The organism is Haemophilus sp. UMB1048 (genome assembly GCF_030218125.1).
GTDB lineage: Bacteria > Pseudomonadota > Gammaproteobacteria > Enterobacterales > Pasteurellaceae > Haemophilus_D.
The window spans coordinates 251,647-266,929 of record NZ_JASOPB010000001.1; the positions used below are offsets into that span (position 1 = coordinate 251,647).

Consider the following 15,283-nt stretch of genomic DNA (forward strand, 5'->3'; position numbering starts at 1 on the left):
TTTAGCGGTGTTTTAAAACACGCAAAAATTTAACCGCTCTTTTCCTTAACTAAGCATATCGGGCTTTACTACCATGACAATGCTTGTATTTTTTACCTGACCCACAAGGACAAGGTTCATTACGTCCAATATGGCGATCTGAATAGTCCTCGCTTTGAGCTTGCTCTGTGTTTTCACCTACAGGATGATGCGTTTGAGCTTCACGCTCAGCCATTGCTTGACGTGCGCGTTCTGCTTCTTCAATCTCTTCCTGGGTACGGACTTTCACACGAGTGAGTGTGGTAATCACATGATGTTTTAAAGAATCTAACATTTCAGTAAACATACGGAAAGATTCTTTTTTGTACTCTTGTTTTGGATCTTTTTGCGCATAACCGCGTAAATGGATACCTTGACGTAAATAATCCATTGCAGCCAAATGCTCTTTCCAAAGTTCATCAAGGGTTTGTAACATCACGCCTTTTTCGAAATGACGCATGGTTTCTTCACCAGCAAGCGCTTCTTTCGCTTTGTATTCATCTTCCGCTTCTTGAATAATGCGCTCACGCAAGTTTTCTTCGTGAAGATTATTATTTTCTTCTAACCAACGTTCAATTGGTAACTCAAGTCCAAACTCTTGGGCTAAACGTTCTTCTAAGCCTTTAATATCCCATTGTTCTTCCAACGATTGTGGTGGAATATATTGGTCAATCACATCGTTAAATACATCGCTGCGGATTGCTTTGATAGTCTCTGAAATATCATCATTATCGAGCAAGTAATTACGTTGTTCGTAAATCGCATGACGTTGGTCATTAGCCACATCATCATATTCAAGCAAGTTTTTACGACCATCAAAGTGGAACGCTTCTACTTTCGCTTGCGCTGATGCGATCACTTTAGCAAGAAGCTTAGACTCCATCGCTTCGCCTGGTTGAGTGAAGGCTTTACGCATCATATTTAATTTACCTTCATTTAGATAAATGCGCATTAAGCCATCTTCTAAAGAAAGGTAGAAACGTGAAGAACCTGGGTCACCTTGACGACCTGAACGACCACGCAACTGGTTATCAATACGACGTGATTCGTGGCGTTCTGTCCCGATAATATGTAAACCACCGGCTTGCATCACGATCTCGTGATTTTTCTCCCACTCAGCTTTGATTGCCTCAATTTGCTCTGGTGTTGGATTATCCAATTTTGCTACTTGAGCTTTCCAGTTACCACCTAGGATAATATCGGTACCACGACCTGCCATATTGGTTGCAATGGTTACTGCACCTGGTGCCCCCGCTTCAGCAACAATTTCCGCTTCTTGTGCGTGGAATTTTGCATTCAACACATTGTGTTTGATGCCTGCTTTATCTAACGCTTGAGAAAGCATTTCTGATTTTTCAACTGATACGGTACCCACAAGAACCGGTTGATTGCGAGCAACGCAGTCTTTGATATCTTCAATAATCGCATTAAATTTGTATTCTTCATTCTCAAACATGACGTCCGTACGATCATCACGAATCATTGGACGGTTGGTTGGGATAACGACAGTTTCTAAACCATAGATTTGTTGGAATTCAAAGGCTTCGGTATCTGCTGTACCTGTCATACCCGCTAATTTGTCATAAAGGCGGAAGTAGTTTTGGTAAGAAATAGAGGCAACAGTTTGGTTTTCGCTCTTAATTTCTACGCCTTCTTTCGCTTCGATCGCTTGGTGTAAGCCATCAGACCAACGACGACCTGCCATTGTACGACCAGTGTGTTCATCGACGATCACGATCTCGCCATCTTTCACGATATAGTCTACATCGCGCTCAAATAAGGTGTTTGCACGTAATGCCGCCATAACATGGTGTAACAATACAATACGCGCAGGTGAATAAAGTGAATCACCTTCAGGCATTAAACCTTGTTCGATTAACCAATTCTCTACTTTTTCTTGACCGCGTTCAGTCAAATACGCCTGTTTGGTTTTAAGATCTAAGGTGTAATCGCCTTCACCGGTATATTCTTCGGTGTCTTCTTTTTCTTGCTTAACTAAATTCGGAATTAATTTATTTACCGCAATATAAAGCTCTGAACTGTCTTCCGCTTGACCTGAAATAATCAACGGCGTACGTGCTTCATCGATTAAGATTGAGTCCACCTCATCCACTAACGCATAACCTAAATGACGTTGAAAACGTTCTTCTTTAGAATGCGCTAAGTTATCACGAAGGTAATCGAAACCTAATTCGCTGTTTGTCGCGTATGTAATATCAGCCGCATAAGCTTCACGTTTTGCTTCAGGCGGTAAGCCAGGGATATTCACCCCAACAGTCATACCTAAGAATTCAAATAATGGACGGTTGGTATCCGCGTCACGACGTGCCAAGTAATCATTCACTGTCACAACATGTACGCCTTTACCCTCCAACGCCATCAAATAGCAAGGTAAGGTTGCGGTTAAGGTTTTACCTTCACCCGTACGCATCTCAGCGATACAACGGTTTGTTAACACCATACCACCAATTAATTGCACATCGAAATGACGCATACCGAGTACACGTTTACCCGCTTCACGCACGGTAGCAAACGCTTCAGGTAAAAGTTGTTGTAAGGTTTCACCGTTAGCTAAACGGCTACGGAACTCGTCAGTTTTTGCTCTTAATTCATCATCACTCAATGCTTCAAAAGCCGGCTCCATTTTGTTGATTTTCGCAACTTGTTTTCTTAATTTACGTAAAATACGATCGTTACGGCTGCCAAAAATTTTTGTTAAAAAACTCATAATTTCTCTTTCAAATAAAAAATAAAAAGGATCATCCGATTAAAAAATCGGTTCGTTCAAAAATAAAAAGAAAATTAAATGATGGCTGGGCCGGCACGAATAGGGGCAAAAACAGGAAATTCCGCCGCGATAAAGTGCGGTTGAATTTTTTCGTGTTTTTGATTGGAATGGGTTTTATGATTTGTTGGCTGAGGTTGAACCTGCAATGCTTGACGAATTTCACGCACCGCAATCAACATATGTTGTTCAGATGATGTTTGGTAATTTTCGCCACTCATATTTGATAAAGGCTGTGCCTCCAATCCCTGAGCAACAGGCAAAGCAAAAATCGCAATCATGCTTAACAGCAACTGCGACCAGAAATTTGTTTTACCTTTGTTTGATTTCATCATCTTATTGTCTCTGACAAAATTTGTGTGTATTGTATCGGAAATTCAACGTAAAGTCATTATTGGGGTATTTTTGTGGAAAACAAGCATGAGCGTTATCAAAAAGCCATGAATATTATTGATGTGCTAGAAGGATCACAATTTGCCAAAATCATGCAGAAAGGATTAATGTTGAATGAACTGAACCAAAACATCAGTCGCCTTTTCCCTCGAGAATTTAAAGGACTCTTCCGGTTAGGCTCCATCACAGATGGGAAACTCTTTATCGAAGTCAAAAGCGCGGTCGTTCGCCAAGGGATTTTATTTCGCCAACACGAATTACTCGCCGCAATTCAACCGACTTATCCCGAAGTAAAAGGCTTTAAGATTAAAATCAATCCAGAATTAACCTGCAACGCTAACCTTTAAAGATGGCGATTAATTCTTTTACTTTAACTCGTTTTTCTGAAGATTGGCTAATCGAGCGCTGTACTTTAACGCGTTTGAATTTTGCCCCTTTATAAATCTCACGCGTAAATTTCGTATCGTGGTTAGAAATCACGACAGAAATTTGCTTTTCTTTTTGAGCTTTTTTTGCACATTCCGCTAAATTCTTTTGATGCTCAAGACCAAAAGCATTCCCCGCATATCCAGTAAAATTAGTATCTTGCGGAAGCGGTGCATAAGGCGGATCACAATAGATCACGCTGTGTTTATCCGCTAATTCAAACGTCTGTTGAAAATCAGCACATAAAAAGACCGCACTTTGCGCTTTATGGGCGAAATAGCGTAATTCATCCTCGGGAAAATAATGGGTTTTATAAGCCCCAAATGGCACATTGAACTCATTTTTACTGTTATAACGGCATAATCCGTTAAACCCAAAACGGTTCAAATAAAGGAACAATACGGAACGCACGAAAGGATCGGTTGATTGATTAAAGGCATCTCGCTGTGCGTAATAATACTCGGCTGTATTGGCATTCTCTGCAAAGAAAATTGGCTTACAAGCCTCAATATAGGCATCCACATTGTCTTTGACGATATTAAACAAGTTAATCAAATCAGGATTAATATCTGCCAAAATATAACGTTCAAAATGGGAATTCAAAAAAACAGCACCCGCGCCAACAAAGGGTTCAATCAAACACTGTTTTCTTTTTGGAAAGACTCGGTTGAGATCGTCCGTTAAACGAAATTTACCGCCCGCCCATTTCAAAAACGGGCGGTGTTTAATTCGAGGTTTCGTTTTGTTATTTTTCGGACGCAACATGAGAGCAATGACAGTTAGTCATGTTGTGTGCAACGCTCAATCGCGTTTAGCACAAGAGATTCGTCAGTATCAGTCGCCACGTAGGCTTGACCAAGGGCTTTTAGCAACACAAGACGCAACTTGCCTGCCAGTACTTTTTTATCTCGCATCATATGCGGTAAATAATCGTCTGGTTGCATGGTATCAGGCGAAACGGTTGGTAAATTAGCACGAGCTAAAAGCTTTTCTAAACGTGCAACATCTTCAAAAGAAAGATCGCCTAATTGTTCAGATAACACCGCAGCCATCATAGTTCCAGCTGCAACAGCTTCACCATGTAACCAGTTTCCATAGCCTAAATGTGTTTCGATCGCATGGCCAAAAGTATGGCCGAGATTTAATAATGCACGATCACCTTTTTCGGTTTCATCACGCGCAACAACATCCGCTTTGATTTGGCAACAACGCGCAATGCAATATTGAAGTGACTGTTGATTTAATGCGACTAGCTCATCAATATGTGCTTCAAGCCATTCAAAAAAGGCATAATCTAAAATCGCCCCATATTTAATGACTTCCGCAAGTCCCGCATTCACTTCACGTTTTGGCAAGGTATTGAGTGTAAGGGTGTCAATGATCACCGTAGAAGGTTGATAAAACGCCCCAATCATATTTTTGCCCAACTCATGATTAACGGCTGTTTTGCCACCAACAGAAGAATCCACTTGGGCTAATAATGTGGTAGGAATTTGAATAAAACGCACGCCACGTTGATAACTTGCTGCGGCAAAACCTGCCACATCACCAATCACACCACCACCTAATGCAATAATGGTGGTATCTCGCCCATGATTATGCTTTAAAAGTGCGGTAAAAATGAGGTTTAAAGACTCAAGCGTTTTATATTTTTCGCCATCAGGCAATAATACTGATTCTACCTGACAGCCGATTTTTTCTAGCGTTTTTGTAACGGTTTCAAGATAATATTGTGCGACGGTTGGATTAGTCACGATCATCACTTTATCCCCTTTTTTCAGCGGATAACAGGTTTCATCTTTTAATAAACCTTCGCCAATATAAATGGGATAACGACGTTCTTTTAATTCAACATTTACGCACAACATTTTAAATCCTTAGAGTGAACCGTTTAAGCCGTTTAGATTATCAATTAAATCAACGATTTGATTAACCATTACTTTGGCATTTTGCTCATCTGTTGGCAAAGTAATATCTGCAATTTCTTCGTATAACGGATTGCGTACTTTGGCTAAATCTTCCAACACTTGGCGAGGGTTATCTGTTCCTTGTAATAAAGGACGTTTTTTATCACGTTGCGTACGTTGATATTGCTTATCTACTGAGGTTTCTAAATAAATCACAATACCACGAGCAGAAAGATAATTACGATTTTCTTTTGACATCACTGCTCCACCACCTGTAGAAAGCACGACGCCTTGTAATTGGGTTAATTCATTGATAATACGCTCTTCACGCTTACGAAAGCCTTCTTCGCCTTCTAAATCAAAAATCCAGCTAATGTCTGCTCCCGCACGTTCCTCAATTACGGCATCTGAATCGACAAAATCCATATTCAATTGTTGCGCAAGCTGACGGCCAATAGTGCTTTTACCCGCGCCCATTGGACCTACTAAAAAAATATTACGTTTTTCAGCCATTGTTATTCTTCTAACTTACTTAAATAATGTTCAAATTAATCTTTCCTAATAAAAACTGGCTACCTGAAAAAATGGCAGCCCGAAAGATCACCCAAAAAATAATGAAGATTATCGCAATAAATCCCCCTATGTTTCAACCTTTAGCAGGAATTTATTTTAAGAAACGCAAAAGTGCGATCGGTTTTTTAGGGATTTTGATGAATGATAAAGTCAAATAGAGCATCGAGATAAAACATCCTAAAATTTAACCGCACTTTACAAATAAAAAAGGCTATTCAAACGAATAGCCTTTTATTTTATCAGCAGTTAATTATAGATACCCAAACAAGCTTGTGAAAATGTAACCAAAGATACATGAAGTAATTACACCGATTAAGCCCGGTAAAATAAAGCTATGGTTAATTACAAACTTACCAATGTGGGTTGTACCTGAACGGTCAAATTGGATTGCCGCAAGATCACTTGGGTAAGTAGGTAAAATATAGTAACCATAACAAGCTGAAGCAAAGGCCAAGACAATAGCTGGATCAACACCGATACCTAAAGCAAGAGGAACGAATGCAACTAATGCTGCAGCTTGTGAATTTACGAATTTAGAAATTAATAACAACATTAATGCGTAAGTCCAAGGGTGTGCTTTTACCACATCACCAAGTGCTGCTTTCATCATCGGTGTATGAACGGTAAACATGGTTTCCGCCATCCAAGAAATACCGAATACCGCTACTAACGCAATCATACCTGAACGGAAAATTTCATTTTTACTGATTTTGCCTGCATCAGTTTTGGTAAAGATAACGATTAACGCACCCGCTAATAACATGAAGATTTGAATAACGTGAACCATGCTTAAATTCACTTTTTTCTTCGCGGTATCTTTTAATACGATTGCAGCGTTATCGATAGTTTCAGTTTTATCTCCAGCTGTGATCATAACACTGTTATCTTGAGCGGTAATTGTTTGAGCGACCTCACCTTTATCGTTATAAATTGCAACGTTGTTGTAGGCTGTTTGAGCTTTTGCTTTGCTGTCTTTAACATCAAGCACTAACGTACCATCTTTCGCTAACGCAACAATTTTACCGTCTTTAACATTAAAGGATTTCACTGTTTTATCCGCAGAAACAATTTCAACCACTTGAGCTGGTACTGATTTTTCAAAGGCTGGGCGTAAATCTTTAAAGTAACCTAAGACCGCTACCACTAAAATTGCACCAAAGAAGATCCACATCGCATTCCAGCTAGATTGTGGTAATTTTTTGTCTAACAATGATGTGCTATCACCATAAACATATTTTTTGAATTCGGGATCTTTTAATTTCTCTTGGAATTCAGGATCTTTATCTAAATCTTTACCACGGAACCAGCTGAAAATACCGATAGCTAATACACCACAAAGAGTTGAAGGCACGGTAATTTTTAATAAATCTAAATAGCCATCAAAACCTGCTAATGGGTTTTTAGCATTCACTAAGAATGTGGTTAAAGTCACGACTGCCACAGAAACTGGTGACGCGATGATACCCATTTGAGAAGCGATTGAACTTGCCGCCATTGGACGTTCAGGACGAATATCATTTTTGATCGCGATATCATAGATGATTGGTAACATGGTATAAACCACGTGACCTGTACCACATAAAATGGTTAAGAAACAGGTTACAAACGGAGCCAAAATACTGACATATTTCGGGTTACGACGAAGCATTTTCTCCGCAATTTGTAACATGACATCTAAACCGCCACTGGCTTGTAATGTTGCCGATGTCACCACCACCGCAAGGATGGTTAACATAACATCGATAGCTGGCTTACCTGGTTCAATACCGAAGCCGAAAACAAGAACAATTAAGCCTACCCCACCGAGCATACCCAGTGCGATACCACCTTTTTTTGCCCCGTAAAATAAACAGATAAGAACAATAGCAAGCTGAATCGCAAACTGGCTACCTTCACCTAGGTTCATTAGAAAATCCATAAGATACTCCGAATCATTTTATGGTTAATTAAAAAAAATTTTGATCGAATACTAGCATCAAAATTAACTCATAATAAGTACTTTTAAGGTAAATCTTGTTTTAAATCAAAAAATAAAGGAACTAAATAATAAAAGCAAATCTGCGAAAGATTAAATAAAGGAAAGTGCGGTCAGGAATTTAAGAGATTTAGATATATTTTGTTTTATTTGAAGATAAAGAATTTAGAAAAGAAATTTAAAGAAAAAATTAGGCGACCTAAAAGATCGCCCAACTTAAAAATTACTGATTGTTTTGAACGTAGTCAATCGCAGATTGAACAGTTGTGATTTTTTCAGCTTCTTCATCAGGAATTTCGATATCGAATTCTTCTTCTAAAGCCATTACTAATTCAACTGTATCTAAAGAATCCGCACCTAAATCTTCAACGAAAGAAGCTTCTGGTTTTACGTCTTCTTCTTTAACACCTAATTGTTCAACGATGATTTTTTTCACGCGTTCTTCAATACTCATTTGTTTTTCCTATTGTTGTTTTAACTCATTTAAGAGCGGTTAGTGTATGCATTTTTGATAAAGTTGCAACTATTTCTTAGGTGGTCGCACCACAAAAAAACAGGCAATGTAAAAACACATACAGAGAAAAAGTTACATTGCGATTGGGATTTTATCATTAACTAAACTGCTTTGCTATATTTTATAGACAAAATCCCAGATATATATCCCCTAAAGGGTTAGCTCATATATAAGCCGCCATTCACATGCAATGTAGTACCCGTAATATAAGCCGCATCGTCAGAAGCTAAAAACGCCACCGCTTTTGCAATATCTTTTGGCTCACCTAAACGACCAGCTGGGACATTACCAAGAATACCCGCTTTTTGTTCTTCAGTAAGCACTTCTGTCATATCCGTTGCGATAAAGCCTGGAGCCACAACGTTTACGGTAATGCCACGTGATGCCACTTCTTTCGCTAAGCCTTTAGAGAAACCAATTAAGCCGGCTTTTGCGGCACAGTAGTTAGATTGACCCGGATTGCCCATTGAGCCCACAACAGAACCGATAGTAATAATACGACCGAAACGTTTTTTCATCATTGAGCGTAACATTGCTTTAGAAAGATGGAACACAGAGGTTAAGTTGGTTTGCATAATATCGAACCATTCTTCATCTTTCATACGCATTAATAAGTTATCACGAGTGATACCTGCGTTATTCACGAGGATATCAATATCACCAAATTGTTCTTTAATTTGTTCTAATACGGCATCAATACTTTCTTTGTCTGCCACATTTAATACTAAACCTTTACCTTTATCGCCAAGGTAAGCAGAAATTGTATCTGCACCTTTTTCAGAGGTTGCGGTACCAATTACAAATGCACCTTTTGATGCTAATTCTTCTGCAATTGCGCGGCCAATACCACGTGTTGCACCTGTCACTAATGCGATTTTATTTTGCATTTTTAATCCCCTTTTATGCTAATAATGCTTCAACAGCATCTAATGATGCCACATCGTTTACTGATGTTGCTTGTAATTCTGCCACGATACGTTTTGTTAAACCATTCAATACTTTACCTGGGCCGATTTCAACTAAAACTTCTACGCCATCTTGCGCCATTTTCTCAACAGTTTCAGTCCAACGAACTGGACTATATAATTGACGAATAAGTGCGGTACGAATTTCTGCACTTTCTGTTTCCGCTTTCACATCCACGTTATTTAATACTGGTGTTGCTGGCGCATTAAGCGTAATGCCTTCAAGTGTTACAGCTAATTGCTCTGCTGCTGGTTTCATTAATGCGCAATGTGAAGGCACGCTTACCGCTAATGGTAAAGCACGTTTTGCACCCGCTTCTTTACATAATGCAGCCGCACGCTCTACCGCTTCTTTCGCTCCAGCAATGACTACTTGGCCTGGGGAGTTAAAGTTTACTGCAGATACGACTTCACCTTGCTCGGCTTGTTTACATGCATTGATAATCGCTTCATTGTCTAAACCAATAATCGCATACATTGCACCAGTACCTTCTGGTACTGCTTGTTGCATTAATTTACCGCGTAATTCGACTAATTTGATCGCGTCTTTAAAATCAATGACACCCGCACAAACTAATGCTGAATATTCACCTAAACTGTGACCAGCCATCACACTTGGTTGTAATTGTGGGTATTTTTCTTGCCATACACGGAAGATCGCAACGGATGCCGCTAATAATGCCGGCTGAGTTTGCCAAGTTTTATTTAATTCTTCTGCTGGACCTTGTTGAACCAAGTTCCATAAATCATAGCCAAGCGCTTCAGATGCTTGTTTAAAAGTCTCAGTGACTACCGGATATTCGTTAGCAAGATCAGCTAACATGCCAACAGCTTGAGAACCTTGACCTGGAAAAACCATTGCGAATTTTTTCATGTTTTCTTCCTATTTCTTCATCGTTTAAATGTTGAAAGTGCGGTCAAATTTAACCGCACTTTTAAAATTCTGTCGGGATTCTAACAAATTAATTAGAATCGCACCAATGCTGAACCCCAAGTCCAACCACCGCCAAAAGCTTCGAGTAAAAGCAATTGACCGCGTTGAATTCGACCATCACGTACCGCTTCATCTAAAGCCGTTGGCACAGTCGCTGCACTGGTATTAGCTGTACGATCAAGCGTTACCACGACTTGCGACATATCCATCTCTAATTTTTTCGCTGTCGCAGTGATGATACGTAAATTTGCTTGATGTGGCACAAGCCAGTCAATATCTGTTTTTTGGAGATTATTAGCAGAAAGGGTTTCTTCCACCACATTAGAAAGCTCACGTACCGCTAATTTAAAGGTTTCGTTACCTTGCATTTCAATATAACCAGATTTCTCCACACCACGTTCAGCTTGTGGAAGTAGTAATGCCGCATTGTTATCTGGCGATGCATGTAAATGCGTTGAAATAATGCCTTCTTGCTCTGATGCCTCTAAGATCACCGCACCCGCACCATCACCAAATAACACGACAGTGCTACGATCGGTTTCATCTAATTTACGCGAGTTAAGATCTGCACCAATCACAAGGGCTTTTTTCACGCTACCTGAACGAATAAATTTATCCGCTACGCCTAAAGCATAAACAAAACCTGTACAAGCCGCTGCTAAGTCAAAAGAAATCGCGTCTTCAATACCTAATAAACCTTGAACTTGGCAAGCTGAACTTGGATAAGCGTGAGAACCACTGGTTGTCGCAACGATGATCAACTCAATTTCTTGAGGATCAAGATTGGCCATTTCAAGTGCTTTTTTGGCTGCTTCACATCCCATTGTTGCAACAGTTTCATCTGCTGCTGCAATACGACGTTCACGAATGCCTGAACGAGTCACGATCCATTCATCTGAAGTATCAACCATTTTTTCCAAATCCGCATTGGTACGAATATGGCTCGGCAAATAGCTACCGGTGGATAAAATTCTACTATTCATCATATCAAAACTTATTAATTAATAACGTTGTAAACCCGCCAAGATTTTTTGTGGAATTTGCAAACGCGCTTGTAAAGCTGCATCCGCAATTGCACGAGCAAATGCATCCACATTTGCGCTGCCATGGCTTTTCACCACAACAGCCGTTAATCCGAGTAAAGATGCTCCATTATATTCATCTGGGTTAATGCGTTTCAAGCGATGATAAGCATCCTTAAAGAAAAAACGCAGGATAAATTTGGCAAATGATTTAAAAATAGGCTGTTTTTCTTTTCCTTTTAGAAGAGATAACAGATTCTTAGCTGCCCCTTCAAGGGTTTTTAATGCAATATTTCCCGAAAACCCATCACTCACGATCACATCAGCCACACTATTTAATAAAAGGTCACCTTCAATAAAGCCGGTATAATTAAGTGCGGTCGATTTTTCTAATAAATTCGCGGCCTCACGAATGGATTGATGCCCTTTAATTTCTTCCACGCCGATGTTGAGTAAGGCAATGCGTGGATAAACTAAGTTCAATCGGTTTTCGGCAAAGATCGAGCCCATGACGGCAAATTCATAAAGATTTTGAGCAGAACATTCTACGTTTGCGCCTAAATCTAACATCACGGTTTTATCACCCGTCATCGACGGTAATAAGGATACCAACGCTGGGCGTTGAATCCCCTCTAAAGGCTGTAAGAGTACCTTTGACAATCCCATCAATGCGCCCGTATTCCCTGCGCTGACACAACCTTGCGCCTCACCTTTCTGAACCATTTCAATAGCTAAACGCATCGACGTACCTTTGCTATGACGCAATGCATGAGAAATACCTTGATTGTTATCAATAGTCTTAGTGCAATGATGAATTTGAATACGTTCTAAAAGAGAAGAAGGTGCATTTTCCAGTAAGGGGGAAATTTGTTGGCTATCGCCAAACAGCACTAAAGAGAGCATTGGATCTGCTTCCAACGCTGAAAGAGATGCGGGGATAGTAATACGGGGACCAATGTCCCCGCCCATCACATCTAACGCTAAGGTTAGACGGTTCAAGTGAATACCTTATAAGTAAAATTACTTATTGATCACTTTGCGACCACGGTAGTAACCGTCAGCAGTTACGTGGTGGCGTAAGTGAGTTTCACCGCTTGCTTTATCCACTGATACTGCAGCAGTAGTTAATGCATCGTGTGAACGACGCATATCACGACGTGAACGAGATTTTTTGTTTTGTTGAACAGCCATTGGCTATACTCCTAAATTTAATTTACTTTTGCTTTAAATTAGCTAATACAGCGAACGGGTTCGGTTTTTTTGCCAATTCGTCAGGCAATTCGCCAAAAACCTGTTCGTGCGCGGACACTTCACAGTGTTCAGATGAATGCATTGGAACAAGCGGTAGAGCTAAAATAAGTTCGTCTTCCACTGCACCAAGTAAATCTATTTCACCAAACTCATTAAATTCGATTGGTTCATAAATTTCCGGCAAGTCATCAGCCTGATCCCAATTAGCCACTGGACTATACATAAAATGACATTCCAATGTTTGTTTGAATGGTTCGCCACAGCGTTGACAGTCTAATTCGACATCAACTTGTACTTGCCCTTTCATCACCACTAATTTTTGTGGATCAATATAAAACGATAATGTTACCTGTGCATCGCTGAGCACTTTCCCCGTAGATTCAGCTAAACGCACTAACTGACTAGCGGTATAATAACCATCATAATCAATTCTTTGTTGAGCGTCTTTAACCGGATCAACGGTTAGGGGTAGTTTTACCTTTTGCATAGGGTGCGAATATTACCTGTTGTCAATAAAATAGTCAAAGGAAATTCGCACTAATTATGAGAAAAGTTCAATCTCTATCTAAACTCTCTCAAGATTTACACCTTTGCAAAGTGCGGTCATTTTTTCCTGTGTTTTACTCGGCATGCTCACTCAAGAAGCCACCACTTTGATGTTTCCAAAGGCGAGCATAAAGGCCATTTTGTTCAAGCAATTCTGCGTGAGTTCCTTGTTCGACAATTTGTCCTTTATCTAACACGATTAAACGATCCATTGCCGCAATAGTGGATAAACGGTGAGCAATGGCAATAACCGTTTTATTTTCCATCATCTTATCGAGACTTTCTTGGATCGCCACTTCTACTTCGGAGTCTAACGCACTGGTCGCTTCATCTAGTAGTAAAATTGGCGCATCTTTTAACATGACACGAGCAATGGCAATACGTTGGCGTTGGCCACCTGACAGTTTTACCCCACGTTCACCAACATGAGCATCATAGCCTTTTCTACCTTGAGCATCGCTGAGATAAGGAATGAAATCGGCTGCTTCGGCACGTTTAGCTGCATTTATCATTTCTTCATCTGTCGCTGTTGGGCGACCATAAATGATGTTATCGCGAACAGAACGGTGTAAAAGCGAGGTATCTTGTGTTACAAGACCAATCTGACTACGAAGGCTTTCTTGGCTTACATCTAAAACATTTTGACCATCAATGGTAATTGAACCTTCTTGCGCTTCGTAGAAACGTAGAAGTAAATTCACAATGGTTGATTTACCGGCACCAGAACGACCAATTAAGCCCACTTTTTCACCCGGTTTGATGGTGAGATTAAAATGGTTAAGTAATGGTTTATTCGGATCATAGGCAAACGAAACATTGTTAAATTTGATCTCACCTTGTTTTACTTCTAATGCAACACAATTTGGCTTATCAACAATAGTATGCGGTTTGGTTAGCGTTGCCATACCATCATTCACTGTCCCGATATTTTCAAATAAACGAGCTGATTCCCACATAATCCAACGAGAAAGACCATTTACACGTAATGCCATCGCAGTTGCAGTAGCCACTGCACCCACACCGACTTGGCCGTTTTGCCATAACACCACACCTAAAATCGCGGTGCTTAACGTTAAGAAGATATTGGTGGCGTAAGTTAAGGTATCTAATGAACTTGCTAAACGCATTTGTGCATGCACGGTGACCATAAATTCTTCCATGGAACGTTTTGCATAATTCGCTTCTCTCGCATCATGTGAAAATAGTTTCACCGTTGCAATATTTGAGTAAGCATCCGTAATACGTCCTGTCATTAAAGATCGTGCATCAGCTTGTCGTTGTGCTGTTTTCGCTAAGCGTGGAATAAGCAAACGTAAAATAGTCACAAATGCCACAATCCATAAAAAAAACGGCACTAAAAACCAAGTATCTAAAGCTGCAAGCACCAAACTAGAAGTAATAAAATATACGGCAACATACACCAGCATATCCGCAATGGTCATGACAGTATCTCGCACCGCAAGAGCAGTTTGCATCACTTTAGCCGATACACGACCCGCAAATTCATCTTGGTAGAAGCTTAAGCTTTGTCCCAGCATCAAACGGTGGAAATTCCAACGCAAACGCATTGGAAACACTCCTTGTAGCGTTTGTAAGCGTACATTCACGCCCACAAATGACCAAATAATACTGAAAATAAGCAAGGCTACCATGCCGGCAAGCAAATGCCCTTTTTCTTGCCAAAGTGTGGTTGGTGAATAAGCACCCAGCCAATCCACCAATAATCCCATAAATTGGAAAAGTAAGGCTTCCATCACCCCAGTACCGACCGTCAATACCGCAAGTAAAAAGATCCAGCCTTTCATGCCGTCAATACTTGACCAAATAAAACGGAACAAGCCTTTTTCAGGCGTCGTTGGATTGCTTTCCGGATAAGGATTTAAACGGTTTTCAAACCATGAAAATATTTTATTAAACATAACAATACCTTAAAAAATGAAAGGCGACAGTGCCGCCTAAAGTGCAGTCATTATA

The 15,283-nt window shown here is 40.1% G+C and carries 16 protein-coding genes; 2 read left to right on the forward strand and 14 right to left on the reverse strand.

What is annotated here, in order from left to right:
• Positions 1-49: 49 nt before the first annotated feature.
• Positions 50-2,746, reverse strand: a complete 2,697-nt coding sequence (gene secA / locus QP437_RS01225) for a preprotein translocase subunit SecA (protein WP_285266662.1) — start codon at positions 2,744-2,746, stop codon at positions 50-52.
• Positions 2,747-2,820: 74 nt separating this feature from the next.
• A complete protein-coding gene (gene secM / locus QP437_RS01230; protein ID WP_285266663.1) occupies positions 2,821-3,138 on the reverse strand; it encodes a secA translation cis-regulator SecM in 318 nt (105 codons plus the stop codon).
• Between the two features lie 72 nt (positions 3,139-3,210).
• Between secM and QP437_RS01235 the strand changes: the two genes are divergently transcribed.
• On the forward strand, positions 3,211-3,543 hold the full coding sequence (locus tag QP437_RS01235; protein ID WP_285266664.1) for a DciA family protein: 333 nt from the start codon (positions 3,211-3,213) through the stop codon (positions 3,541-3,543).
• Here the strand turns inward: QP437_RS01235 and QP437_RS01240 are convergent.
• Genes QP437_RS01240 through aroK form a run of 3 tightly spaced genes read right to left on the reverse strand, consistent with a single transcriptional unit; the run spans position 3,533 to position 6,042 of the window.
• On the reverse strand, positions 3,533-4,387 hold the full coding sequence (locus QP437_RS01240; protein ID WP_285266665.1) for a Dam family site-specific DNA-(adenine-N6)-methyltransferase: 855 nt from the start codon (positions 4,385-4,387) through the stop codon (positions 3,533-3,535). The two genes, QP437_RS01235 and QP437_RS01240, sit on opposite strands and share 11 nt — an antisense overlap.
• Positions 4,388-4,401: 14 nt before the next feature.
• Positions 4,402-5,490, reverse strand: coding sequence for a 3-dehydroquinate synthase (gene aroB, locus QP437_RS01245; RefSeq protein WP_285266666.1), 1,089 nt, complete (start codon positions 5,488-5,490; stop codon positions 4,402-4,404).
• A gap of 9 nt (positions 5,491-5,499) precedes the next feature.
• On the reverse strand, positions 5,500-6,042 hold the full coding sequence (gene aroK / locus QP437_RS01250) for a shikimate kinase AroK (protein WP_005699620.1): 543 nt from the start codon (positions 6,040-6,042) through the stop codon (positions 5,500-5,502).
• 26 nt (positions 6,043-6,068) lie between these two features.
• Between aroK and QP437_RS01255 the strand changes: the two genes are divergently transcribed.
• Positions 6,069-6,260 (forward strand): hypothetical protein, encoded by a 192-nt coding sequence (locus QP437_RS01255; RefSeq protein ID WP_285266667.1) that lies wholly within the window; start codon positions 6,069-6,071, stop codon positions 6,258-6,260.
• 92 nt (positions 6,261-6,352) lie between these two features.
• On the opposite strand, the gene QP437_RS01260 is transcribed toward QP437_RS01255, so the two are convergent.
• From QP437_RS01260 to QP437_RS01300, 9 genes are all read right to left on the reverse strand, one after another.
• Positions 6,353-8,020, reverse strand: a complete 1,668-nt coding sequence (locus QP437_RS01260) for an anaerobic C4-dicarboxylate transporter (RefSeq protein ID WP_285266668.1) — start codon at positions 8,018-8,020, stop codon at positions 6,353-6,355.
• 280 nt (positions 8,021-8,300) lie between these two features.
• Positions 8,301-8,531 carry an acyl carrier protein gene (gene acpP / locus QP437_RS01265; protein ID WP_005544465.1) on the reverse strand — a complete coding sequence of 77 codons (231 nt, stop codon included), beginning with the start codon at positions 8,529-8,531 and terminating at the stop codon, positions 8,301-8,303.
• A 218-nt stretch (positions 8,532-8,749) separates the two neighbouring features.
• Positions 8,750-9,478 carry a 3-oxoacyl-ACP reductase FabG gene (gene fabG / locus QP437_RS01270; RefSeq protein ID WP_005695317.1) on the reverse strand — a complete coding sequence of 243 codons (729 nt, stop codon included), beginning with the start codon at positions 9,476-9,478 and terminating at the stop codon, positions 8,750-8,752.
• A gap of 13 nt (positions 9,479-9,491) precedes the next feature.
• A complete protein-coding gene (gene fabD, locus QP437_RS01275; protein ID WP_075875683.1) occupies positions 9,492-10,430 on the reverse strand; it encodes an ACP S-malonyltransferase in 939 nt (312 codons plus the stop codon).
• 92 nt (positions 10,431-10,522) lie between these two features.
• A complete protein-coding gene (locus QP437_RS01280) occupies positions 10,523-11,473 on the reverse strand; it encodes a beta-ketoacyl-ACP synthase III (RefSeq protein ID WP_032822546.1) in 951 nt (316 codons plus the stop codon).
• 18 nt (positions 11,474-11,491) lie between these two features.
• A complete protein-coding gene (plsX, locus tag QP437_RS01285) occupies positions 11,492-12,511 on the reverse strand; it encodes a phosphate acyltransferase PlsX (RefSeq protein WP_285266669.1) in 1,020 nt (339 codons plus the stop codon).
• Positions 12,512-12,532: 21 nt separating this feature from the next.
• A complete protein-coding gene (gene rpmF / locus QP437_RS01290; RefSeq protein WP_005544470.1) occupies positions 12,533-12,703 on the reverse strand; it encodes a 50S ribosomal protein L32 in 171 nt (56 codons plus the stop codon).
• Between the two features lie 22 nt (positions 12,704-12,725).
• The gene (gene yceD / locus QP437_RS01295; RefSeq protein ID WP_177992178.1) at positions 12,726-13,250 is read right to left on the reverse strand and encodes a 23S rRNA accumulation protein YceD; all 525 of its coding nucleotides are present in this window, start codon (positions 13,248-13,250) and stop codon (positions 12,726-12,728) included.
• A 133-nt stretch (positions 13,251-13,383) separates the two neighbouring features.
• Positions 13,384-15,228 carry an ABC transporter ATP-binding protein gene (locus QP437_RS01300; protein ID WP_285266670.1) on the reverse strand — a complete coding sequence of 615 codons (1,845 nt, stop codon included), beginning with the start codon at positions 15,226-15,228 and terminating at the stop codon, positions 13,384-13,386.
• Between the last annotated feature and the right edge of the window lie 55 nt (positions 15,229-15,283).